Source organism: Bdellovibrio sp. BIS2, from assembly GCF_055398295.1.
In genome coordinates this window covers 574,496-598,292 of record NZ_AP035879.1, presented here as the reverse complement: position 1 = coordinate 598,292, position 23,797 = coordinate 574,496, and the positions used below count along the sequence as shown (strand labels likewise).

The following is a 23,797-nucleotide window of genomic DNA, read 5'->3' as shown; positions in this document are numbered from 1 at the left end:
ACACCTACAGCGCGTTATTCGCCGGCAGGTCCGAGGATCGTCGGATCCTGCTTGCGGATCGCTTCGTATTCTTTTTCCAGATCCTGCTGCTGCTGTTTCTTTTTTAGCTCGGCTTGCTTTTTCTGATCTGCCAGGGCTTTTTTGTTTTCATCAAAGCGCTTGGTATAGTCGCGATGAAGCTGATTGAACTCGTCCGTCTTTGAGCGGATGTAGTCGTCGAAGTTTTTACGTTTGTCGCGCATATCGGCTTCGAACTGGTCGCGCTTCTCTTTTTGGTTTTCGTAGAAGTCTTTGCGCTTGGATTCGTGTTCGTCATAGAACTCTTTGCGCTCGTCAGAGGTGGATTTGGTTTTGGCAAAAGCCTTGCGCTTGTCGGCCAGCTCTTTCGTGAATTCGTCACGCTCTTTTTTCTGGATCTTGCCGAACTGTTCACGCGCCTTGGTCATGTCTTTATTAAACAGATCGCGCTTCTTGTTCACGATCGAGCTGAACTTGCCGCGAACTTCAGACGGTGTGCGGGATAAATCAGAGACCAGCCCATCCATGAAGGCCTTTTCATCGTTGTCCTTTTTTACGTTGGCCGGGATGTTCTTGCGAAGTTCTTCAAACGCCTCACGGTCGGCCTTCAAAGAGTAATTTTCATCCACCAAAGTGGTTGATTCAGGACCTTCGTTCTGAGCGCGGGATTCGATCGCAGACAGCAGGACGACCAAAGTAAAGAATAGAACCTTGATCAAAGACTTTGGTCTTAATGTATCTTGCAGCTTGGACCCCGCAGTTGCGAAAGCCGGTGATAAACTCATGCTGTCCTCCGTGATTTTGCTTCTTTTTGAGAATAATTGGACTCTACACAAAACACAACCCGCCGATAAGTGGGACATATGTTGTATGGAAGAAGAGTGATCGAACCTCAACGCGTGCCTCAGGGACAGGGTCCCCGCCGCTTCATATTGAATAAAGCCTTCCAGTACAAGTATTGCTGGTACATGATCACGGCCGTTGCGGGCGGCGCTATTTTATTCCTGCTTCCGGCTTATTACTTCATCAATCAGAACTATGAACTGTTCAAAAGTCTTGCTTACGACACGCACCCCACGCTGGTTCAGCATCTGGAGCGTGAGATCACCTGGCTGCAAGTGTTCCTGGCGGCAAGCTTTGTGTTCCTGACCGGAGTGACTTTGTTCCTGGTGATCCGCATGACGAAAAATCTGCTGTCCCCGCTGGTGGCAATGGAAAAGCACATGCACCAGTTGATGCTGGGTCAGTGGCATATCCCGGACTATCACCTGCCGGAAGAAGACGACTTCCGTGATCTGTCGATGACTTATGACTATTTCTATCGCGCGTTGAAAGCCAACACCGAGACGGAACTGAAGCTTTTGGAAAAGCTCAGCATCGATCCACAAAACCGCGAGGCCTATGCCGCGTGGAAACACCTTTTGGCTGAAAAACGTGCCCGCCTGGGCATCAAAGAGGAATTTATCCTTAACGAGAACGTCGTAGAGATGAACGAATTTGATCAGAAACGAAGAGTTTCATAAAAAAAGCCCTCCGAAGAGGGCTTTTTCAATTTACTTTCCGATGTAAAGACTCCAGGCAAGTCCGAATACCCATAAGCCACCCAGAATCAATCGCAGCGCCCAATTCACTTTAGCAAGTGATGGACTGACACCTTCCGTGCGCAAAAACTGGCAAGTGATTACAAGGAAGATCAACGAATGCCCATACCTGCTGGCATACGAAGGCAGAACCACTCCCATTAACACACCAACTAGTACAACCCAAATCGGAACCTGAACGTTTTGGAGCAACCAAGCTCGAACATTGGAATTCATACTAGAATCCTCCTGGAATTCGATGACCATTGTTCACTACAATCTTCATCTTCTTTTGCATGTTGCCCTCTACAGTAAAGTAGATGCGCGCGCGGTCTGGAGCGAACGTGGAAATGCGTTTATTTGATCCATCATCCTTGCATTCAGGCTTAGTTGAACACTGCACGCCACCCAAGGCACCGCCAATTACGGCACCTCCTGCGGCTCCGGCAGCTCCAACATGAGGTCCTCCACCTGCCCCAATTGCACCACCAATTACGGCACCTTTTTGTGCCCCATCTAAAACGTCATCAATACAGGTAGAGACGCACTTGTCTCTATCGACTACCAAATGTTGATTATTGCGATGGTGCCTATCTGATTGATCCTGAGTAGCAGACTCCTCTTCCACCTCAATATTGATTCCCGACAAAACAGCCTTCAAATTTCGACGGGCAGCGGGGTCCTTTTCCATTAAATAGAACTTCCCAATTGGAATAGCCAATCCTTCAACGACACCCTTTTCTTCAGTGTTCTCCAAGATCTTTCTGTACATAACACCAGCATTGAAAGAGTCGTCCTTTTGCTGAACGTACTTCGAGAGGCTTTCAATCGCACTATACACCTCGGGACTCGCAACTACGTCTGCTTTAGCGAACACAGGAAGTGAAAGAACGGCGAACACAATTTTTAGGCAATGGTTTTTCATAAACAGTCTCCTTTGCATCGGTATTAATGCAGAGACGGTGCTAAGAAAATCAGGCCTCAAATCCATTTAAACAGGGAATGACGGCGATAAATCCATTTTTTGAGTTTTTTACAGTCCGATTTATTGGATTTCGGACATTCCGGACGCTATCTCGAACGTCGTAGAGATGAACGAATTTGATCAGAAACGTCGCGTTTCTTGATCGCCTCACGCTTGTCGTGGGTCTTTTTACCCTTCACCAAAGCAATCTGCAATTTGGCGCGGCCGTTTTTGAAGTAGATCTTCAGCGGCACACAAGAATAACCCTTTTCACGCAAAGCCTCGAAAATTTCATCAAGCTCACTTCTGTGCATCAGAAGTTTGCGATGTCTTTCAGGCACGTGATTGTTGTAACTGGAAGCCTTGTATTCCGCGATGTGCGCATTTTGCAGATACGCTTCATCCCCTTTGAAAGAGATGTAGGAATCCTTCAACTGAACATCCTTGTTGCGCAGGGATTTCACCTCGCTGCCCATAAGCTGCAGACCCGCCTCGTAGGTTTCCACGATCGTGTAGTCAAAGCGTGCTTTTTTGTTCTCATGAACAATCAGGATATTTTCGCTCATTTACTCAAATCCAAAATGCTTATACAGGGCCACAAACTGCTTCGGAGAAAGCTCCTCCGCGCGGGCCGTTTCTTTAAAGCCCAGCTCGGCCAACCAGCCGACCAGTTGCTCTTCAGTTAGCTTCTTTTGACTTAAAAGACCAGACAAATTTTTCTTCAAAAGCTTACGTCTTTGCGCGAAGGCGCACTTCACAAATGTCAGGAAAGCCTTGCGGTTTTTAACGTCAGACTCAATACGCTCAAAGGACAACACCCGGCTGGCCACCTTGGGAGGCGGCTGGAAATCCCTTGGCCCCGCATCGGTCACGGTTTCAATCTTCCAGAAAGCTTGTGCAAAGACACTTAAAAGACCGTACAGGTCGCTATCCACGGTTCCGCGAATTTTCTGGGCGACTTCCTTTTGGAACATCAGCACCATGCCTGCCACACCGTCTTCTTCCAATGAACGCTCAATCACGATACTGGAAGAAATCTGATAAGGCAGGTTGCTGACAAAGACCACGCGCTTGCCGGTATAGAACTGCTTCCAGTCCAAACGAAGGGCGTCTTTTTCGATCACCGTCAGGCCTTTTTCGCGCCAGTAAGCCGCGATGGCAGAATCCAGCTCAATCACCTGCATGGGCAGATTCAGCTCTAACAACAGATCCGTCAAAGCACCTGGGCCGGGGCCCACTTCAACCAGTTCTTCCGGCGCAAAGGCTTTCACCTGATCGATGATGCGATTGATGACGGTGTCGCTGACCAGAAAGTTCTGGCCCAATGATTTTTTCGCGGCAATGCCCATGGCCTCTTGCGCGCGCTGCAGACGTTCGCGTGAATAACTCATTTAAAATCCGATGCAAGAGCTTGAGGGGACGGTCCCAGATCCAAAGCCGACACTTCACCGCGAGCCATACGCAAAGCGCCGACGTAACCGATCATCGCGGCGTTATCAGTGCAGTAACGCAGAGGTGGAATCACCAAAGTATAGCCTTTTTTATCGGCCCATTCCTGAGCCCGCTGACGAAGACGTGAATTCGCACTGACCCCGCCAGTCAGAATCACACGTTTGGAGCGGAAGACTTTCGCCGCCCGATCCAGTTTCGCGATCAGGACATCCACGATGGCTTCCTGGAACGAGGCGCACAGATCCGGCAGACGTTCCTGCACAAGTTCTGGTCCCAGTTGTTCAATCATGCGCTGGCCGGAAGATTTTAGTCCCGAGAAACTCATGTCGAAAGTGTCATCATGGATCATGCTGCGGGGGAATTCGAACGCCTGCGGATTTCCCGTCTTGGCCATTTGATCGACACGCACACCACCCGGGAACCCCAGGCCTGCCATCTTTGCAAATTTATCGAAACACTCCCCGGCCGCATCATCCTTGGTGGCACCCAAGATACGATAATCGCCCAGTCCTTTAATTTGATACAAACTTGTGTGCCCACCGCTGATCGCCAAACCCACATACGGGTATCCGAAATCTTCCGGTGGAGCATATTTATCATCGCGCAAAAACGGCGCCAGCAGATGCCCTTCAAGGTGATTCACACCCAAAAACGGCAGATGTTTTGCCTGCGACAGGGATTTCGCTGTCACCAGCCCCACGATCAAAGCGCCGATCAAACCCGGACGATTGGTGACGGCAATTCCCTGCACGTCTGACCAATTCATGTTGGCTTTCTTGAAAGCTTCTTCGATCAGTGGAATGAGGGCGATGGAATGGTTGCGGGCGGCAATTTCAGGAACGATGCCGCCATAGATTTCGTGATCCAGATCCTGAGAGGCCGCCACCACAGAGTGAACCCAACCGGTACGATCAACGATCGCGACGGAGGTGTCATCACAGCTGGTTTCAATGGCGAGAACTCTTTCAATCACAGTATTACTTTTTTAAACCCTTCAAACGGATCTTAGCACGACGAGCCTCTTCTGACTTCGGAAACTTGCTGACCACCTCGTCATAGAAGGTTTTTGCCTCGTCTTTCATGCCCAATTCCTGGAAGGACACCCCGATTTTATAGGTCGCATCGGCAAACTTAGGACCTTTCGGGTTTTCATCACGGTACTTTTGATAGTTCAGGATGGACTGTTTCCAGTCTTTCTTGGCAAAAAAGTCCTGAGCCGCTTCAAAAGCGTCCCTTTTAGCCTGTTTTGCGGATTTTTCGGCCTGAGCCGCGGCTTTTTCAGCGCGCAGGGCATTTACTTCCGCGTTCAGCGCATAGATTTGTTTTTCCATGGTTGTGAGGGCTTCTTGCATTATAGCCACTTTGCCGCTCAGATCCTGGTTCTGCTGCTGAGAGTTTCTCAGGGCGTTTTCCACACCTGAGTGGCTGGAACCCAGCTTGTTTTCAACCACATCCACGCGGCCGTTCAACTCACGCATTTGCTCTTCAAGGTCGGCCACACGGCCGGACGCATCCGCATTGGTCTTTTGCAAAGTCACAACCTGTTGCTGCATCACCTGGCGCTGTTCATTTTCACGAACATCGGTGCGGGTTTTCAAACAGCCCGTCAGCAAAGTCGCGGTGGCGACAACAAGAATGATCAACTTCATAAGACATCTCCAGTTTTTTGACGAATCAGACGGGCCGAGTTCTCAGCTTTTTCAGCTGCCATACGGGCACGGATGAATTGTTCTTTGGCTTTGCCGTAATCACGGTCTTCGAAATAGATGCGGCCTTTACGATAGGCTTCTTCCGCCTGATGCCAGTATCCGGGAGAATGGCGGGCCGCTTGAACAGAACGAGCCGCATCCAGTGCGGCTCGAGCTAAGGAATAGTCATCCAGGGGAACAGGCGCAGTCTGACAGCTGACGATCACCGTGAAAAGTAAAACTCCGATGAAAAGTCTCTGTATGTTCACTCTGCGCCTTTCTTAGGTGATCTTACTGAGCAGGTACGAAGTTCGCACGGCGGTTTTTCGCCCATGCAGCTTCAGTATCGCCAGTCTCAAGTGGTTTTTCTTTACCGTAGCTGATAGTGCTCAAACGGTCAGCCGCGATACCCAAAGATACCATGTAAGCTTTAACCGCGTTGGCACGTCTTTCACCCAAAGCCACGTTGTACTCGATAGTACCACGATTATCACAGTGACCTTCGATTTGTACGCGAACAGAAGGATTTGCCTTCATCCACTCGACGTTAGTCGCGATATCTTTTTTGGAAGAAGCATCCAGGCTGGATTTGTCATAACCGAAGTGAACAGTTACCAAACCAGAAATCTTGCCGGAATCAGAACCCATTGGATCAAAATTCAGCGGAGTGGAGTCAATCGCTGTAGACTGACCGCCAGTAGGCAAAGTCTCAATAGACTGATCAGACTGAGTTTGTTTTCCTTTACAACCTGCTACGAATGCGATGGCAACAAGACCTAGAGCCAATTTACGAACCATGATGTCCTCCTATGAACTTTGAGTCGTTATTATAACACTAAAAACTTTAATTTATAGCAGCTCATTGTCAAACCTTAGATTTCCTAAATTGATGTTGCGTTGCTGTACAGCCGGACCACTAGCAAAGATTTATGCAAAAATACTCCGCAGTTTACAGCTTGGCGTCTCTATTTCTGACAATTTTACTTTCAGTGTCCCAAGCCAAGGCACAGCTTGAAGTGCCTCCGCAGCTAAAATGGAAAACTCTCAAGACCGCCCACTTCGAAGTCATTTTTAATGCCGAGCAGCAGGACCTGGGCTATCTGTATGCGGAAAAATTAGAGAAAGCCTATTCAGAACTTCGCTCTTACTTTCATTCCCGACCTGACAAAACAATCGTCATTATCAACGACAAAACCGATGTCACAAATGGATACGCCACAAGAATCCCATATCCACACATCATGGCCTACCCCGTGCTCCCCGGCCCCGAAGAAAGTCTTTCTGATACAGGCGACTGGGCGTTTGAGCTTTTGGCCCACGAATACACCCACATCCTGACGTTCGAACCCGCCAACGGGATCATGAAACCTCTGCGCGCGGTTTTTGGAACCATCATCGCGCCGAACATTCTGATGCCCCAGTGGTGGAAAGAGGGCGTGGCCGTCGAAATGGAAACCCGCCTGTCCGATCACGGCCGCTTGCGCTCGCATTATCAGGACGCCACCGTTCGGGCGATGGTCGACGCCAAAACCCTGCGTGATTTTGATATCGCCGAAGCCAATGAAAACATCTACACCTGGCCCCAAGGGGCACGGCCTTATCTTTTTGGCTCTTTGATGTGGAGTCAGATGATCGCGGACAAGGGTACCAAAGTTGTCGGCGAACTGCATGAACGCCAGGGCGGCCGGGTTCCGTATTTTATTGAAACCCCGGCCCGTGACTATTTGGGGGCCAGCTACAGCACTGAATACGACAGCATGATGAAAGAAACCGAACTTCGCGCCCTGGAGCAGCTAAAAACCCTGCGCGAAGTTTCTCCGACCGCGACCCTCACCCCCCAAAACAACTTCCAGTCCGTCAGTGCGCCGGCGATTTCACCTGACGGAAAACATCTGGCCCTGATCACCGAAGATGATGGCAACTCCCGCGCGGTGAAAATCCTGACGAAAGAAAAAGACGGTCAAAGTTTTCTGGATTCGCGCATGACCGACACCATCGAACGCTTCAATGAAAGCTTTATCCCGGCCACCCAAAAAGACGGCCCGCCAACCGGAAGCATTCAGCGCATTAGCTGGTTCCCGGATTCCAAGCGCTTGATTTACGACAAGATCGACTACACCAATCGCATTCAAAGATATTCGGACCTGTTCGTGTATGAGCTTGGCGAAAGAAAAGCCAAGGCCCTGACCAAGGGACTTCGTGGACGTGAACCTGCCGTGTCCCCGTCCGGCAACCAGGTGGTGTTCGTTAAATTGGATGGCAATCGCACTCACTTGGGGTTGCTTCGCCTGACTGGTGAAAAGAATCCACCGGCGGAATTGCTTTTCTCGCCACCGATGCAGCAGCGTGTGTCCTATCCGACGTTCCTGGATGAAGACACGATCGTGTTTTCACTGCGCACCGAAGACGGCCGTGAAAATCTGTACCGTTATTCCATTTCAACCAAAACTTCCGAAGCGGTGCTGACGGATTATCCCAACGCCCGCTTTGCGCGAAAAACGACGGAAGGCGTGATCTTTGCCTCGGCTAAAAACGGCGTGCCGAATCTTTATTTGTCAGACGTGGAATTTAAAAACGTCCGCCCGATTTCTCACACGCTGACGGCTCTGTTCACCGCAGACATGGATCCTTTGAATAAAGAAATCTTCGCCACCGAGATGACCTCCCAGGGTTTGCGTGTTTCAGCGATCAAGCCCGATGAATGGCAAAAAACACCGAACACTCTGCCTCAGGTCAGTTCTTTGATGGGCGATCGTTACGCCAAAGCCGAACGCAATCCCCAGGCTGAAGAAGAAGCCAGGAATGCCGTGAAAGCTTCCGAGCTTGATGACTATTCTCCGTATGGTTATCTGCTGCCGCGGTATTGGATGCCGTTTATCTCGGGGTCTTCCAGCGAAACCGGTCTGGTGATCGAAGCGCAGACCTCGGGCTTTGATCCACTGAAAAAACATATGTATGAAATTGCCGCGTCCTGGGATACCGGCATCAACAAAGGCAGCATCCTTGGAAGTTACATCAACCAGACAACCCCATGGCCGTTCGCGGTTCTAAGCTACAAACGCAGCTATTATCTGGGAACAGTGTCGAACGAGATTGAAGACTTCGGCGCACAACTGTCCGTGCTTCCTGACACCCACTGGGCCTCGATCTATTCAAACCTGCAAGTGGGCTGGCAATATCTGGAAAGAACCACCCTGACGACTGAAGTGAAGCGCACGGGGCCTTATGCGTATTTGAGCTACGCGAACTATTCCCAGTCCGGCGCGCAGATTTCGCCTGAATCCGGCGGCGGAGCTTACCTGGGGGCTTACAACTATATCGCGCAGGACGGTTACCTGAACCATTCGCAGTTCTTAGCGGGTGGTGAAATCTATCTTTCCCGCTTCTTGCCGAAACACCATGCGATCATGCTAAGACTGAACGGCGTGTACACTCCGGAAAAGGTGTCGCCGATTTACGGGGTTTCCACCGAATCCATGGTCTTTATCCCTAACAGCCCCCTGCCTCAGTATATTTTGCGTGGCTACAAACGCGGGCAGTTGTTTGGCCGAAATCTGGTGACCGTCAATGCCGAGTACCGCCTGCCGCTGAAGGATCTTTACCGTGGTTCGGGCACTGATGCCCTGTTCTTGCGCCGCCTATCTGCCGCCGTGGTGGGTGATGCCGCTGCTGCCGAGGGCCGCTTCGTGAACGACGTGGATCTGGTTTATGAAGTCACCAGCATGAACAAGCCGTATTACAGCGCCGGAGTCGAAGCCAAACTGGAAACCACTTTGGGTTACGTGATCCCGGTGAATGTGGTCCTTGGTTACTATGTCGCCTTCCAAGCGCCGAAGGGACCCGAGGGTGTTCTGGCGACGGCATTGCAAATAACGGGGTTCTAGACCCTGTTATTGCGGTGAGCCAAACCGCTCCATCTTGACAAAGACACAGCCCCTCGAAATTATTGAGAATATCGACAACTAGCGGCGAGGATGCTGCGCTGTCATTTTGGGGGGATTCATGGAAAAAATCAGCTGGATTAAAGAACTTGTGAAGGCTGAACAACAGATGGAAGAGTCCGGTCTTGTGGACATGAGTTTCGGCTTTGATGCTGAAAAGATTCTGATCAACGAGACGATTCAGTTCCTGCTGGCTATGAAAACTGAGTTCGTGGATGCATCCACATCCTTCAACGAACTGAAACCTTCGGCTCTGGGCCGTATCAAAATCTACGGTATCGCGAAGACCCACGCTGACTTCATGCTTTTCCGTAACGGCTTCAAGATGATCTTCTCTTTGAAAGCTCCGGGTCAGATCAGCATTCGTTTTAACTTTATCGGAACCAACTACATCCCGACTCCGGGCGCGGAAGCGACTCAAACGGCGACCAACGTGATGGACGAACACATCATCGAAGCCAAATGGGGTGCCTTCGGCGAAGTCATCTGGACATACCAGAACCAGCCGGCAAAGCTGGAATACATGGTTCGCCACTATCTGACTCTCTTCATCAAAGAGAGCTCCAAATAAGAAAGGCCCCGGAAGGGGCCTTTTTCATTTCTAGCGGGACAGTTCCGCTACAGCATCTTGAATGAATGTCTGGTGAGCATCCACGCGAGTGAATACCGAGAACAGCATGCACTTCGGAGTCAACAGACCTGGCAAAGAGTCTCCACGACTTGCCACGCCCCACACATGCAGACGGCCGTTGATTTCAAGGTAAGCCGGGCCACCGGAGTCACCACTGCAGATACCTTTGCGCAGGGACTGACCCAGCATCACTTCGGTTCTGGAAAAATTGATATCATCGATGGAAAGTCTTGTTGTGCGCAGAGTGCCCGCACCTTTGCTCATCACGATTGTCCAGTTCAAGCCATAACCGGCAACGATGGTCTTAACGTCGTTGTTCAGGTGACCTTGTTCAAACAAGATTGGCGCCACCGTGTAACCCGCTGGAGCTTCGCCTTCAAAGCGCAGAACCGCGATGTCGTTGGTGTCTTTGGTTTGAACCGCACCCGTGTAACCGTCATGCACAACCTGCCCAGTCACGCGGCGGATTTGTTCTTTGCTGGCTTTCTTCATTTCAGAAGTAAAGTAAATTGCCAGGTCTTTGGCGTTGGGATCCACGCAGTGAGCCGCTGTCAGAACCAGATTTTTTGCAATCAAAGTTCCAGAACAGATGTAACCGATTTTGGATTCATAGATGCCCACGGTGCTGCGACCGATGCTGCTGGCAGCTTCAACCTTGTCACCACCTACGATGGCTGTGTCTTCAGCCACGGTCAGATTTGGGGAATTCTGTGGCGCACACGCAGCCATCAGGAAAAGGGACGAAACCAATAGTAATGCTTTGTTCATAAAGCCTCCGTTTGTATGGGCGGAGGTTTATTACACAGGGACTGGATACTCCAGCGTATTGGTTGACACTTTTGTGGGGTTTTTGTCTGAAAGGGCGGATTTACCTAATTACACAACCCGCTGAAACTTGGGGCTGGAGGGCGAAAACACCTGAAATCTCAGGGGATTGATACTGAGGACCTGCAAGGAAATGGGGTCGTTCTTTTTAAATTTGCTGCCCGTGTGATTAAAGATAAGAAGCAGCTCCCCTTGAAAGTTACACAGAACTTCGCTGGGGGATGTGACCTCTTCCACCTGGGCGCGCAGGATCTGGCCTTTCTCCAAAGATTTAAGAAAGGTCCGGGATGCCATTTAGTCCAAGTCCTTCGCCAGATCAATGCGGCGGAACTGAACCGGACGGATCTCTGGCTCACCGATATGCAGGACCGGTCTTTTCTTTTCTACCGGAGCCGCGGTCGGCGCCGCCGGAGTTGGCTTTTCGCTCAAGAAAGTTTGCGCGATATTCTGGGTTACGTTGAACAAAGCAGAAACGTTGTTTGCGGTCTGCTGAGCAGCTTCTTCTTCAGCTTTCACTTCATTGCAGGCGGCTTTAAAGGCATCACCCAGTTTTTTCAGTGCTTCCTGATCGGCTTTCGGGACTTCGAAAGCAGTGCTGATTTCGATAGGGATTTCTCTTTGCAGCGGGGTCATAAAGCTGATGTTATCCACGTCGCTCAAGTCGGATTGAGTGGATTCCTCCATCTCTTCGTTGGCCCATTCTGGCAGGCTGTCTTCGCAGAACATCAACTGATCGCGATTCACTTTGGCGATGAATTCAATTTCACCGCGGGACAGATCCACTTCACGGGCGATTTCATCCACGCTGGAACCCTGATGGGCCATGCGCGCAGCCTTCACATATTTTACGGTATTCTGGCGTTCAATGATTTCCGTGTGGGGAATACGATCCTGGAAGATCTTGGCCACTTCCATGCTCTTTTGCATGTTCTGCTCGATCTTGCCGATTTGTTTGTCAGCGGCCTGAATCTTGGCCTGGATGTCTTTTACTTTTTGCTCCAGCAGCGCGGTCAGCTGATTGACTTGGGTTTCCGTGCGATCGGAAAGGTCTTCCAAAACGGCGATCTTGGATTGCAGCAACTGCAAACCTTTGCTCAGTCTTGGATCGTCTTTAGGAGGTCGGTTCAAGCGCACCCACATACCCACAACGCCCGCCAACAAAATCAAATTCACAAGTACTTGAAGCAAGACCCAAAAGCTCACCCATGGCCTCCCCGGCTATTCTGTTATTTATTTTAGACTGGCCAAGGTCCGTCTCACAATGAGACCAAGGTCCTAAATGTATCAAAGCAGGACCTAGACCCTAACTCGCTTTGGGACAGAAAAACCCGTGTGTTATTATGCAACAAAGGGGAGTGTGGATTATGTCGTTGAAAAAATGGCAAGGGGCGCGTTGGGCCTCTGTGTTGCTGGTGTTGGCTCTGAGTGCCTGTGGACCCGTAAAATTTTCAGCCCCTTCCAAAGATGACGTCGGCACGGACGGCAAAACTCCTGATCCGGTTCCAACTCCGGGCGCCACCCTTCGCGATGTTCACTATAACAGCACGGTTCAAGCCTCTGACAACAAGCTTGATATCATTCTGGTGATCGACGACTCCAATTCCATGCTTCCGGACAACCGCAAACTGGCGGCGAAACTTTCAGCCTTCATCACTAAACTGCAAAGCTCTAACATTGACTGGCAGATGTGTGCGACAGTGACCCGTGCGCTTCCCGTGACGGCAACGGATTCCGCTTGGGGTGCTTCCATCTACTGGCAGAAAAACGCCACGGCCTCCACTTCCCTGGGCATGGTGCTTAAAAAATCCAGCAACGTGGATTTGAACGCGGTCTTTGCCCACACTATTGAATATATCGGCGCCGGTTACAAAAACTCTGACGACGAGCGTGCGATCAAAGCCGCTTATCACCACGTCTATAACGGTGACTATCACTACAATCCAAACAACGGCTGCTACCGAGCAGATGCCGGGATCGCCTATATCATTATCTCTGACGAAGACGAGCGCAGCATCGGTGGCGATGCTTCACAGCAGGTTTACGCGGGTGAATTGAAAGCTCTTGAAAACGAAGACAAGCCTCAAGTTTTTGTCGATTATGTTCGTTCCACCTTCGGAGCGGACCGTCGCTTTACGGTGAATTCCATCATCGTAAAGCCGGGTGATTCTTCCTGTAAGGCGTCCCAGGACGCTGGCGGCGCGAAAAGCCATTACGGCTTTAAGTACGCGGAACTGTCCCAACTGACTGGTGGTGGCATCGGCAGTATCTGTGACAGTGACTATTCCACGAACTTGAATCTGTTCATTGATAAGATCAAAGACTCTTTAAGCTCTGTGCCTTTGGAGTGCACTCCGGTGGGTACGGTGAATGTGACCATCACACCAAGTATCGGGACTGTTGAGTCCCGCGTGGAAGGTCAAAGCATCGTCTTTAGCACAGCGGTTCCTGCAGGCCGCACCATCGACATCACTTACAAGTGTGCCGATGACAGCCGCAGCCCAAGCTCTGTGGGCGGCAAAGTAACCCCACTGAAAGAAGAAGGCTTCTTCAGCCGTATCATGAATTTCTTCCGTAATCTGTTTTAACCGGCAATAGTAAATGAAAATAAAAAAGGCCTTGAGTGATCAAGGCCTTTTCTTTTTGGATTTACCGTAGTTCCTACTTTTTCTTCAAAGAAACATCCACCATGGATCCCGTCGCCCCATAGACGGTCATTTTGAAGGTCTCTTTACCCGTCAGCTTCACAACCGTATAGGTGGACTTTCTGGCGATACAACCTTTGTTCTTATCCTCATTGCCATCACCGTCGTTTGGTGGCTTAAAACTTTTTGGTGCCGGGCCGGAACACATGTCTGAGGCCTTAACTATAACGTTGTCTCCAACTTTAAATTCCACACGAACGGCCTTTGTTGGATCTGCTGATCGGCTTTCTACATTGATTGTGTAGTCGCCTGCAGGAAGATTGAAGACGTCAGAAAAGACTTTTGGTGCGGCAGCCTCTTTCTTCCTAAAGAGATACCAGTCATAAATGCCAATCTGGGCAAACTTACCATCCTTCAGTACATACAACCTATCAAATCGATCAGCACTCAAATCCCCAGAGTACGCGACCATTAACAGACTTTTTCCAACTCGCGCTTCTGTAACAAGAAACTTCCCCAGCATTGTATTTTTGTCTGAATCCACTGGCGTAATATCCACAAAGCCTCGACCATTCCAACGGAATATATCTGGCGGATTCTCCTGCAACCTCAGATTCGCGGTTTTAAGAATAACTTCGTCAATGCCATCGCCATCAAGATCTTTCAACTCCCACTCATGACAATTGCCCATTTGACTGTCGAATCGGCTTAGAGTCTTCTCACTAACAACGGACCCGTCAGATCTCATTGCCATCAATTCACAAGATCTGTCTGCTGCGGACTGAACTGCCTGATACAGTACGACGAGATATGTTCCTTTGCCTTTCCCTGCAAGCTCGGAAGTTTGCACTTGATATCCAATCCCATTTTCAAGCGTAAGATTTTTACCAGAAGAGTGGGCTCTCATCGAAAGAAATTGCCTCGGAATATTCTCTTCAATAACTTTCCTTTCAGCCGCGCTCAGAGAGGACTCTGACGCAAAGGCAACTTGAGAAAGAAAAGCAAGAATTGATGCTAACAATCCAACCATACCTGAACCTCAAATCAGTCAAACAAATTTAAGTTTTATGTCTAAGGTTCATTTCTTTTTAAGAAATTGGCAAATGATACTTTGAATTGAACAGGGAAGTGTTCCGCAGGCCTTGGGAACCAAGGCCTCGAGATTAAACTAACTGGCTGACCAGATCCTTCATGCGGGCCACTCCCCGCTTCATGGTCTCTTCTGAAACCGCAAAGCTTAAACGCATGAACCCTTCGGTTCCGCATTCTGCCCCCGGCACAGTCGCCACAAAAAATTTTTCCAGCAGCACATCACAGAAGTCTTTTGAAGTTCGGATCACGCGGTCTTGATAGGACTTACCCAGGTGCGCACGGATGTCGACCCAGAAATAGAAAGCCCCTTGCGGTTCCGCGGTTTTAAAACCCGGCACGGTTTCAAGCTCTTTCAAACCTGAACTCTTGCGGGCCACCAATTTATCCACGACAGCCTTGATGTCCGCTTCTGAAGTCTTGATCGCCGCCAGCAGGGCATGCTGGGAAATACTAGAAGGAGAACCCGTGCTTTGACTTTGATAGTCCGCCATCGCCGTGATCAGACGCTCAGGACCCGAAGCCCAGCCAATGCGCCAGCCGGTCATGGAATAAGCCTTAGAGCCCCCATTCACCAGCACCGTGCGATCCTTCAGATCCGGAGCCACCGTCAAAATGTGCGGCGCCACCTTACTGCCATCAAAGACCAGGCGGTTATAAATGTCGTCAGAAATAATCACCACATGCGGATGTTTGCGCAAAACTTCAGCCAGGGCCTTTAGTTCATCCGCAGAATACTGCAAGCCTGTGGGATTGCTTGGCGAACAGAACAGGAAGCCTTTGGTTTTGGCGTTGATCGCCGCTTCCAGTTTTTCCGGCGTGATCTTGAAGTTTTCCATTTCTCCGCATTCAACGATGTGGGGCACACCGTCCGCCAGCTCCACCATCGCGGGATAACTGACCCAGTAAGGCGTCGCAATCACCACCTCATCCCCCGGCGAGCAGATCATCTGCAGCGCCGAAAAGATGATGTACTTCGCACCGGAAGCCACCGTGATTTCTTTCGGGGAATATTCAAACCCCAGTTCGGATTTCAATTTTTCAGAAATGGATTTTCTAAGCTCCACCGTGCCGTTGGCCGGTGTGTATTTGGTGATGCCTTTTTGAATAGCCTCAATACCTGCGTCGGAAGCCCCCTTGAAAGTGGGCCAATCGGGCTCTCCAACAGTCAGGGAGATCACATCGTGCCCCTGGGCCGCCAGCTCTTTGGCCTTTGCCACCAGAAACAGAGTTGGAGAAGGCTTCAGATTTTGCGCTCGTTTGGAAAGCTGGATCAAGATTCGCTCCTTACTTTCTGATTTTTTTCTCCATCGCTTCGACCACCACGTCCGGAACCAGGCCTTTCAAGGCGCCACCGTTGATGGCAACCTCTTTCACCCCGCGCGAAGAAATATAATAGAACTCGGGGCTGGCAAAGACCAAAAGGGTTTCAAAGTCCGGCGCCAACTTGCGATTCATGTTCGCCATGGTCATCTCGTACTCGAAATCCGAAACCGCACGCAAGCCCCGTACGATCACCTGGGCTTTGGCTTTTTTCATGTACTCCACCGTCAGGCCGCCAAAGATATCGACTTTGACGTTTTTCAGATGGGACAAGGCTTTTTCGATCAAAGTCTTTCGTTCTTCAACAGAAAACATGCTTTGCTTCTGTGAAGATTGTGCAACCAAAACGATGACTTCGTCATACAAAGGGGAAATACGGTTGATGATATCCACATGCCCCATTGTGATGGGGTCAAAGCTTCCTGGGTAAACGGCAATTTTACTCATGGTGTTCCTCTTCGGGTGCCGGTTCTTCATCCTGCTCCAAAGCACTTTCGTGGCAGAACAGACTTAGGATTTTATCGCCATATTCTTTTTTGCTGTAACGAACCACAGAGCCGTAACGGTCTTCCATGCGTTCTTTGGCCTGGGATTCAATCGCCAGCAGGGTCGTTTTGCCAAACGCTGCACTGGTGCTGGCGGCTTCCATCACGAAGTGGGCCATCTTTTCTGTGAACGGAGGATCGGCAAAGATAATATTGAACGGTTCGCCCTCATAGGATTTCAAATAAGCGATCACGTCCATATTGACGATCTTGTAATCCGAAGCCGGCACACGCAGCTTTTCAAAATTCTTGCGCGTGATGACCAGGGACTTGGGGTTCTTTTCAACGAAGGTGCAGAACTCCGCCCCGCGGGACAAAGCCTCAATACCCAGATTGCCGGTGCCGCAGAACAAATCCACCACACGGGCGCCCTCGATATCAAATTGCAATTTATTGAACAGGGTTTCTTTCACCCGGTCCGTTGTGGGGCGGATGTGGTCGGCATCAAATGCCACCAACTGGTGTCCACGATATTTCCCCGCAATAATTCTCATGACTACAAATCCTCTGCCATTTTTACAACGGCAAAAATATCTTCAAAAGGCTTCGGCACAAAAAGATTCGCACCCATCTGCTGAGCGGTTTCCATGTTGTGTTCACCGGCGAAAGCCGACATCAAAATCACCTTGGCTTTGGATTGATCGCGCATTTCCTTCAAAACTTCAGGACCGGTACGACCCGGCATCAGCACATCCAAAAACACCAGATCCGGATTTGAAGTCTGCCACAGTTGCAGGCCTTCATTGCCGTCACCGGCCTCCAGCACGTCATGACCCTTGCCTTTCAAGGCACGGCTCAAAGAGCGGCGGACCAGAGCTTCATCATCAACAATTAAAATCTTCAAGGCGCATTCCTTTGCGGAAGCACGATCGTGAAACAAGTCCCGTGGGGATCCACGTTTCGGAATTCGATGGTGCCTCCGAATTTTTCAATGACTGACTTAGACATACTTAACCCAAGACCCGTACCAAGTCCCTCTTTTTTTGTCGTAAAGAAGGGTTCAAAGATGCGTCGACGGATCTCTTCAGGAATGCCCGGTCCGGTGTCCTCAATCTCCAGCACGACGGAGCCATTCACCAAACTGGTGCGCAAGCTCAAGCGGCCCGGATCTTTCATGGCCTGACAGGCATTGTTAATCAGATTAAAGACCACCTGCTGCAGCAAATGCGGCTCCACATAAACCGTGGAGCCCAAAGTTTGTAAATCCACCTCCAGGCGGTGGGTGCGCAACGCCGACTTCAACATCGGCAAAGTGCGCTCAACGACCTCGTCCACACTGATATATTCAGATGGCTGGTCTTCCCCTTTCGAAAAATCGAGCAGGTTTTTAATAATGCGCTGAGACCTGGCCGTGGCCTTTTCAATCTCGACCAGATCAGAATGCAAATTGCTGCCCTCTTCGGCTTCCTGCAGCAGCACCTGGGACAACGATCGAAGCCCCGTCAGAGGATTGTTCAGCTCATGGGCGATATTTCCGGCCAGTAAACCAATGGCTCCCATTTTTTCACTTTGCAACATGCGCAGGTAAAGTTCGCGGGACTGCGTGATATCCACATACTGGTTCACAATATTCGTGGGCCGACTGCCCTGATCCAAAAGCACCGGATAGCTGTGCACCTGATAAATACGCCCATCCACTTGGATCTGCCCTGCGGCCGGAGCGCCTTCTTTCAAAGCCTGCGGCACCGGGCAGCCTTCACAAGCAGCCTTGCGATGGGCAAAACTTTCGTAACATTTGTGGTGCATGAAACGATCGCTGAATTTGCGATTGGCGCGAACCACATTGTAATCGATGTCCACAATCGCGATAGGATCGCGCATGCCATCGAAGGTTTTCTCCCAGCGATAAGAGAAAATGGAAAGCTGGTTTTCCAAAAGAACACGGTCCAAGGCCATACTTAGCGGACGAACCCGGTCGTTCATGAAATCCATGAAGGGACCCATTTCTTTGTCGTTCAAAGAATTTTCAATGCACAGGATTGCTTCGCCTTCACCGCTGGTCAGGTGACTGGTCATGCGCAGTTCAAAAGGCACAACATAGGCTTTAACAAACGGACGGCCAAAGTGATTGGCAAACGAGCGAATCAGCTCAGCACTGGGCACCTGAGCGGTCTTGGGAAATTCAAAATAACTTGAGGATTCGGTCTGAGTGAAATGCCCGGATTGAAAACTTAAAAAGAAGGTTTTGGATCCGCCCAAGCGGAAGGCCAGAATCGGATCCCCCATCTTATGGAACTTGCGCAGTTCCTTGCGCAGAATCGCCAGGATGTCTTCAAACGAGGTCTGCGTCGCCAGATCCTTGATGAAACGAATCAACTGACGTTCCCGGGTCAGCTTTTCGCTTTCCTCGTGGTGGGACATTTCAATGTACTGGGTGCGCTCTTCGACCATGCCCTCCAGGGAATGGGTCAGGGCTTCAAGCTGTTTATTCTGGTGCGAGGATTCTTTCAGCAGCAAAGAACGGGACAGAAACATCGCGTGCTTTTGCAAAGCGTTTTCCAGTTGTTCCCAGATTTCATGCTCCGTCAACGGCCAGCGCATGAAACGGTACACCTGGGCCTTGTTGATGCCTTCGCGGACTTCCTGTTCGTTAAGCTCTTCTGCGATCAAAATACGCGGAGCCATCGGCTGCAACAGGCGGGCTTGGTACAAGAACTCCAGCGACTCGGCATTGCCGGCTTCCTGGACTAAGATCGAGGAAAAGCGCTGATTCTGCAAAAGCGAAAGGGCCTCTGCGGTCGAGGCCCTGAAAATGATCTCCACTTCCCGTTTTTGGAACGGGAAAAAATGCGGAAGTCTAATTGGCGATACGTTTCCGACCCATAGAATGGGATCGAGCTTGTTCGGAATCGAACTGATTTCCTGTGTATTCGCCATTAAGTGATTTCTCCAACACCTTCAGGTGGTCCAGCCACATCTGAAGAACATTGTTTAAATCATACTCCAGGACATCCGCTAAAAGAACAAAATCCTTATTTTCCAGAGCGCGCAAAGCCTCAAGAACTGTTCTTTTACTCTCAGCTTCGGTTTTACCCCAGTCCAGTGGCGAGGCGCCAAAGAACTGATCACCCATGGTTTCTTTGATCGTCATGGCACTGTCGATCAGGAACTCGCAATTGTGAACCAGATCGTGAATGGATTTTAAAAGACCGCTCAACCCTTGAGCGCGCATGCGCTTGGCCAGGTTTTCCGTCTGCTGAATCAATTCCGGCATCGCCTCAATCCAGCCGCGCAATACAATGCCCGTCAGATCGCGGCTGTTTTCAGTCAGATACTCCAAGGTTTCAATCTGTTCCAAGGTCACCGTTGAAAAACGCGCCTCATCGGCTTCAGCCACTTCCAGACCGTTGACGATGTAGCGGCAAACAACCTGGTTGGTATGGCGCAAGTCCGATTCGATATCGCTGAACACACGCGCTAAGGGAATATTCTCATTATAGAAATTGCGAAGATCGTCTCCGCTGACTTTAAACCGCTCCATTGCCTGCCTCTTCCTTGAGTGCCTCATGCGGAATGTATACATGAAGGTAGCGTTTGAATCGCTCATGCACATTCAATGTTGCGGTACGGATTTCCTCGAGCGAGCCGGGAGCAATGCGGATTCTTTCCGCGTGATACCAGCTTACTAGAGGACTCAATTCCGGAACCATTCGGCTAATGTTGTTGATAACTTCTTCGGCGCTGTCCAGGAAAGGAGCCACCTTGGCCACCCCCAACTCAGGAATCAACGCCAACTGCTCCATAGCAAAAGTATTGATATCATTCAGCTTCATCGCCCCCTGCAGGATCTCCATGCGGTCGGCGATCGGGAAATTGCCGCCCATATAAAGGGCTTCCACCAACTGCCACTGGAAGCTTTCAGCGGGTGCCTCTTCGCGAGCATAGCTCACAAGGCCACCAGTTCTGACGATCAGTCCTTCGCGGACCTGACCATCCAAAAGATCCCCCAGCACCGAGCCCAGGTCCTCGCCCACCACTTCGGCTTCACTTTCGCGGCGATAGATAAAGGACAGACTTGCCTTCGGACCGGTCTCCCAGAAATTCACCAGCCCCACACTGACATTTAAAGTCGGTGTGTCCGTCAAAGAGGCAATATGAATAGGCGCACTGTCGCAACCCACCAGCACTTCGGCTTTTTTGATGATCGCCGGCAGTTCTGAAACCTGCGTACGCCCCGCCAGATTCACAAAAGTCATATCCGGCACCTGAGATTCAATCTGCAGCGCCAGTGGAGCTTCGGCAGCGGAACCAATCAGCACCACCGGAAGATGCGCATATCTGAGCGAAGTGACCTTCAAAGCACGCACCCACGTGTCCGGGGTCAAAGCTTTTTGAGGATCACTGGCACCGACATGCAAAACCAGATAGCGTTCTGGCAAAGTCACAGACGTTTCCTGATAAGTCGATATGCTCCAGTCCTCTTCCGTGTACTGCACATCCACCATCGAAGCCAGTATGTCAGCCACATGCACACGGTTGGGCTTATCAAGTCCCACCTGGGCATAGAAGTAAGCGCTGACGTCATCAGCAAAACACAAACTGCCGTCGGCATTACGGGTGTACCCGTTCACCACGGTGTTCGCGTCAGACAACGCGTGGGTCAGATAGCTGGAAAATGGTGAGAATGTGAAATTGATGATGCGGTCGAATTGTTCGGACTTCAAAGTCGTCACGAATTCATCCATGTGCTGAAGGGACGCTTCCAGATCCGGCTCGGCCTGAATCAGTGGCGTCAGAATGTGACTTGAAGGCAGGGACCAATGACGATCCACCGCCTGCAACCCTTCAAGGGCGCTTTCAAAGCGCGGACGAGTCAGAATATGAATCTCTGCCGTGGGATAAGTACGACGCAGGCCCTGCAAAACAGGCCAGGTCATATAAATATCGCCGAGCCTAGCGAGTTGCAGGATGAGTATTTTCATTTTTAATTTGTTCCTTGACGAGTTCTTTCAACAACTGAACTTTTTCAGCTTCCTTGCTATAACTTTGCGTCTTCAAGATCTCGCTGTAGGCTTTTTCCAGTCTCTTCAAAGCCACTGATAGATAGTTGTCCAATTCCTTTTGCATAGTACGCTCCTTCCATGGAGAGAGATTGCAAATGACGAGTCAATGTTTCACGAATTGCCAGAAGCTCAGCTTGATCTTCCAGGTCCGCCTGCACGCGATCCAGAATCTGAGTCGCCTGAGAATAGCGGGCCAACAGGGATTCCACGAACCCCTGGAAGTAACCGGCCTCATCTTTTTTACTTTTAATAATATCCTGAGCCACTAATATCAGTTCCGCCACATCCGAGGCTGAAACCGCCTTGCGGCTGGCCAGAACTTCCCGCGAAGGCAGGGCTGCGATAATGCGTTTTTGCCACGCCAGATAAATTTGCGTCTTTTCCTGATAACCGGCCAAAGCCTGCACCAGGTTCTTTTCCGGATGAGAATCCAAAAGCTGCTTCAGAGCCGCGACATAGGCCGGCTCTGCATCGCGAGAGGCTTTGTCCAGATAAAGCTTCCAAGTCGCCCGCTCCAAAGAGCCTGCGGTGTTTTCAATGTTTTTGGATTCACCACTGAGTTCATCCCAGACTTCACCAAACACCCGTTCCACTGTGATGTCTTCAGTCAGGATTCGTGCGTTTTCAGAAAATGCACCGGTTTTCACCGCATCGCTGGTGCCCAAAACCAGTTCCACCAATGGAACCCCCATCTGGGCCGCCAGATGCTTGATACTCGTGTCGCCCGTGACCAGCAAAGCACAGTCTTGCAGATGCTTGCGAGCCTCGGAAAGATCACAGATCAAAAGGTCTCGTTCAGAAAATGCCGTTAACAAAGTCTCACGTTCAAACGGAGCCCCCAGGATCTGAACCTTGTAATCAACAAGGGCCATTTCAATGGTTCGCTTCAGTTGAACGAAATTATCCAGACCCCAGTTCTTCGCAGTCTGACTGGTCAGGCACTGGAACAGAATGGATTTGCTTTTCTTGCGAACCCCTGCCGCCTGAGGGCGAACCGGAAGATCAAAGGAATTCCCCAAAAGCTCCACATAATGGAACAAAGACTTTTGAGTCCCTGAAAAGCGATCGTTAAAGTACTTAATCCAGCGGTTGTCCATGCCACGGAAGCGGCCATCTTGCTGATGCAGACCGCGCTTTTCGGGAATCTCCAACGCCCCCAACAGATAAGCACTGAGTTTATTATGCGTAAAATTATAAGCCAGATCATAGCGCTCGCCATTCAGCGACTGCACCAGTTCCTCCAGCAGGGAATAGGAATAAAGAATGTTGAAGCCGCTCTCGCCCAGGCCACGCTGCAAAGTTTCCCGGTCAAAATGGATGTACTTATCCACTACACCGTGAAGAATGCGTTCGACATTTGCAAACTGACGGTTCATCAGCAGATGAATCTCGGCGGTGGGATGTTTTTCCCGTAATCCGCGCAGCAAGGGTTCCTGCTGGATGATGTCACCAAGCCTCAGAAGAGAGACAACCAGAATCTTCATTTATTTCACCAATTCACCGAGCACGCGGAAAATTTGTTTATTAGTTTCAGGCATTGCAGAGGCCTCAATCACCGGAATCACGTCATTAATGGACAACAACTGATTTGGTTTCAGGTAAAGGGCCTTCATATTGATCCCGAACTCTTCGAAATGATAGCGAACGGATTCCACCGAACGACCGGTCAGGTGCGCAAAACATTCAGTAAAGAACTGAGCCTGCGCGCCCCAGCATTCGTGGAAGGAAAGAACGAAAGAGCGATGATTCAGCACTTCCTGGAAAAGTTCCGACTTGAACAGATCCTGAGCGGTTTGCACCACACGAATCTCGACGCGGTCCTCAAGATCCGGGAACTGGGAGCGGAACACCGGAATCAGGGATTCGCGGGATTCAATCACCGTGATACGCACATCAGGATCCACATCCGCCAGAGCCGCCACATGAAATCCGGCACCAAGGCCCACGACCACAACATGCTCAGCCGGCAGAACTCCCAGGGAATAAGCCCACTTCAAACCTTCACCGCGCGGATCGCGCAACGAAGCCAGGGCCTGACCCTCTTCAAAAGCAACCAAAGATGATTCGTGATTTTCAGAGAATGTGATCATAGGCAT

25 protein-coding genes are annotated in these 23,797 nt (G+C 50.4%); 4 read left to right on the top strand and 21 right to left on the bottom strand.

Annotated elements, in window-relative coordinates:
• Positions 1-14 precede the first annotated feature (14 nt).
• Positions 15-803, bottom strand: a complete 789-nt coding sequence (locus ACZ520_RS02930; protein WP_232468764.1) for a hypothetical protein — start codon at positions 801-803, stop codon at positions 15-17.
• 96 nt (positions 804-899) lie between these two features.
• Between ACZ520_RS02930 and ACZ520_RS02925 the strand changes: the two genes are divergently transcribed.
• Positions 900-1,541 carry a hypothetical protein gene (locus tag ACZ520_RS02925; protein WP_374032018.1) on the top strand — a complete coding sequence of 214 codons (642 nt, stop codon included), beginning with the start codon at positions 900-902 and terminating at the stop codon, positions 1,539-1,541.
• Positions 1,542-1,836: 295 nt separating this feature from the next.
• Here the strand turns inward: ACZ520_RS02925 and ACZ520_RS02920 are convergent, their stop codons facing one another.
• The 7 genes from ACZ520_RS02920 to pal form a co-directional block, all read right to left on the bottom strand.
• Entirely contained in the window at positions 1,837-2,523 is a 687-nt protein-coding gene (locus tag ACZ520_RS02920; RefSeq protein WP_464127464.1) for a hypothetical protein, read from the bottom strand.
• Between the two features lie 146 nt (positions 2,524-2,669).
• Complete coding sequence (smpB, locus tag ACZ520_RS02915; RefSeq protein ID WP_088566252.1) at positions 2,670-3,128, bottom strand: SsrA-binding protein SmpB; 459 nt, start codon at positions 3,126-3,128, stop codon at positions 2,670-2,672.
• Entirely contained in the window at positions 3,129-3,953 is an 825-nt protein-coding gene (gene rsmA / locus ACZ520_RS02910; RefSeq protein WP_464127462.1) for a 16S rRNA (adenine(1518)-N(6)/adenine(1519)-N(6))-dimethyltransferase RsmA, read from the bottom strand.
• Positions 3,950-4,987, bottom strand: coding sequence for a tRNA (adenosine(37)-N6)-threonylcarbamoyltransferase complex transferase subunit TsaD (gene tsaD / locus ACZ520_RS02905; RefSeq protein ID WP_088566254.1), 1,038 nt, complete (start codon positions 4,985-4,987; stop codon positions 3,950-3,952). Before tsaD ends, rsmA begins: the two co-directional genes overlap by 4 nt.
• Positions 4,988-4,991: 4 nt before the next feature.
• The gene (locus ACZ520_RS02900) at positions 4,992-5,663 is read right to left on the bottom strand and encodes a tetratricopeptide repeat protein (protein ID WP_416479485.1); all 672 of its coding nucleotides are present in this window, start codon (positions 5,661-5,663) and stop codon (positions 4,992-4,994) included.
• On the bottom strand, positions 5,660-5,971 hold the full coding sequence (locus tag ACZ520_RS02895; RefSeq protein ID WP_088566256.1) for a DUF4398 domain-containing protein: 312 nt from the start codon (positions 5,969-5,971) through the stop codon (positions 5,660-5,662). Before ACZ520_RS02895 ends, ACZ520_RS02900 begins: the two co-directional genes overlap by 4 nt.
• A gap of 22 nt (positions 5,972-5,993) precedes the next feature.
• Complete coding sequence (gene pal / locus ACZ520_RS02890) at positions 5,994-6,500, bottom strand: peptidoglycan-associated lipoprotein Pal (RefSeq protein WP_088566257.1); 507 nt, start codon at positions 6,498-6,500, stop codon at positions 5,994-5,996.
• 131 nt (positions 6,501-6,631) lie between these two features.
• On the opposite strand from pal, the gene ACZ520_RS02885 reads away from it, so the two are divergent.
• Positions 6,632-9,586, top strand: a complete 2,955-nt coding sequence (locus tag ACZ520_RS02885; protein ID WP_464127458.1) for a TolB family protein — start codon at positions 6,632-6,634, stop codon at positions 9,584-9,586.
• Positions 9,587-9,704: 118 nt separating this feature from the next.
• On the top strand, positions 9,705-10,214 hold the full coding sequence (locus tag ACZ520_RS02880; protein WP_088566259.1) for a hypothetical protein: 510 nt from the start codon (positions 9,705-9,707) through the stop codon (positions 10,212-10,214).
• Positions 10,215-10,244: 30 nt separating this feature from the next.
• On the opposite strand, the gene ACZ520_RS02875 is transcribed toward ACZ520_RS02880, so the two are convergent.
• From ACZ520_RS02875 to ACZ520_RS02865, 3 genes are all read right to left on the bottom strand, one after another.
• The gene (locus ACZ520_RS02875) at positions 10,245-11,042 is read right to left on the bottom strand and encodes a S1 family peptidase (protein WP_464127456.1); all 798 of its coding nucleotides are present in this window, start codon (positions 11,040-11,042) and stop codon (positions 10,245-10,247) included.
• A gap of 108 nt (positions 11,043-11,150) precedes the next feature.
• Entirely contained in the window at positions 11,151-11,393 is a 243-nt protein-coding gene (locus ACZ520_RS02870; RefSeq protein ID WP_464127454.1) for a hypothetical protein, read from the bottom strand.
• Positions 11,394-12,302, bottom strand: a complete 909-nt coding sequence (locus ACZ520_RS02865) for a DUF2802 domain-containing protein (protein WP_232468766.1) — start codon at positions 12,300-12,302, stop codon at positions 11,394-11,396.
• Positions 12,303-12,463: 161 nt separating this feature from the next.
• Here ACZ520_RS02865 and ACZ520_RS02860 point away from each other — a divergent pair, with 161 nt between their 5' ends.
• Positions 12,464-13,684, top strand: coding sequence for a hypothetical protein (locus ACZ520_RS02860; protein WP_417867809.1), 1,221 nt, complete (start codon positions 12,464-12,466; stop codon positions 13,682-13,684).
• A gap of 73 nt (positions 13,685-13,757) precedes the next feature.
• Here the strand turns inward: ACZ520_RS02860 and ACZ520_RS02855 are convergent, their stop codons facing one another.
• From ACZ520_RS02855 to ACZ520_RS02810, 10 genes are all read right to left on the bottom strand, one after another.
• Positions 13,758-14,771, bottom strand: coding sequence for a hypothetical protein (locus tag ACZ520_RS02855; RefSeq protein ID WP_464127451.1), 1,014 nt, complete (start codon positions 14,769-14,771; stop codon positions 13,758-13,760).
• Between the two features lie 133 nt (positions 14,772-14,904).
• A complete protein-coding gene (locus ACZ520_RS02850) occupies positions 14,905-16,107 on the bottom strand; it encodes a pyridoxal phosphate-dependent aminotransferase (protein WP_464127449.1) in 1,203 nt (400 codons plus the stop codon).
• A 10-nt stretch (positions 16,108-16,117) separates the two neighbouring features.
• The gene (coaD, locus tag ACZ520_RS02845; protein WP_088566265.1) at positions 16,118-16,600 is read right to left on the bottom strand and encodes a pantetheine-phosphate adenylyltransferase; all 483 of its coding nucleotides are present in this window, start codon (positions 16,598-16,600) and stop codon (positions 16,118-16,120) included.
• The gene (rsmD, locus tag ACZ520_RS02840) at positions 16,593-17,192 is read right to left on the bottom strand and encodes a 16S rRNA (guanine(966)-N(2))-methyltransferase RsmD (protein ID WP_374032001.1); all 600 of its coding nucleotides are present in this window, start codon (positions 17,190-17,192) and stop codon (positions 16,593-16,595) included. The genes coaD and rsmD overlap by 8 nt, the downstream gene beginning before the upstream one ends.
• A gap of 2 nt (positions 17,193-17,194) precedes the next feature.
• Complete coding sequence (locus ACZ520_RS02835) at positions 17,195-17,542, bottom strand: response regulator (RefSeq protein WP_038451406.1); 348 nt, start codon at positions 17,540-17,542, stop codon at positions 17,195-17,197.
• The gene (locus ACZ520_RS02830; protein ID WP_464127446.1) at positions 17,539-19,461 is read right to left on the bottom strand and encodes an ATP-binding protein; all 1,923 of its coding nucleotides are present in this window, start codon (positions 19,459-19,461) and stop codon (positions 17,539-17,541) included. The genes ACZ520_RS02835 and ACZ520_RS02830 overlap by 4 nt, the downstream gene beginning before the upstream one ends.
• A gap of 34 nt (positions 19,462-19,495) precedes the next feature.
• Positions 19,496-20,179, bottom strand: a complete 684-nt coding sequence (locus ACZ520_RS02825; RefSeq protein ID WP_374034830.1) for a hypothetical protein — start codon at positions 20,177-20,179, stop codon at positions 19,496-19,498.
• On the bottom strand, positions 20,166-21,575 hold the full coding sequence (locus ACZ520_RS02820; protein WP_464127443.1) for a glycosyltransferase family 9 protein: 1,410 nt from the start codon (positions 21,573-21,575) through the stop codon (positions 20,166-20,168). The genes ACZ520_RS02825 and ACZ520_RS02820 overlap by 14 nt, the downstream gene beginning before the upstream one ends.
• Positions 21,576-21,676: 101 nt before the next feature.
• Positions 21,677-23,185: a glycosyltransferase family 9 protein gene (locus ACZ520_RS02815; RefSeq protein WP_416479494.1), complete on the bottom strand. Its 1,509-nt coding sequence runs from the start codon at positions 23,183-23,185 to the stop codon at positions 21,677-21,679.
• Entirely contained in the window at positions 23,186-23,797 is a 612-nt protein-coding gene (locus ACZ520_RS02810; protein ID WP_088566270.1) for a polyamine aminopropyltransferase, read from the bottom strand.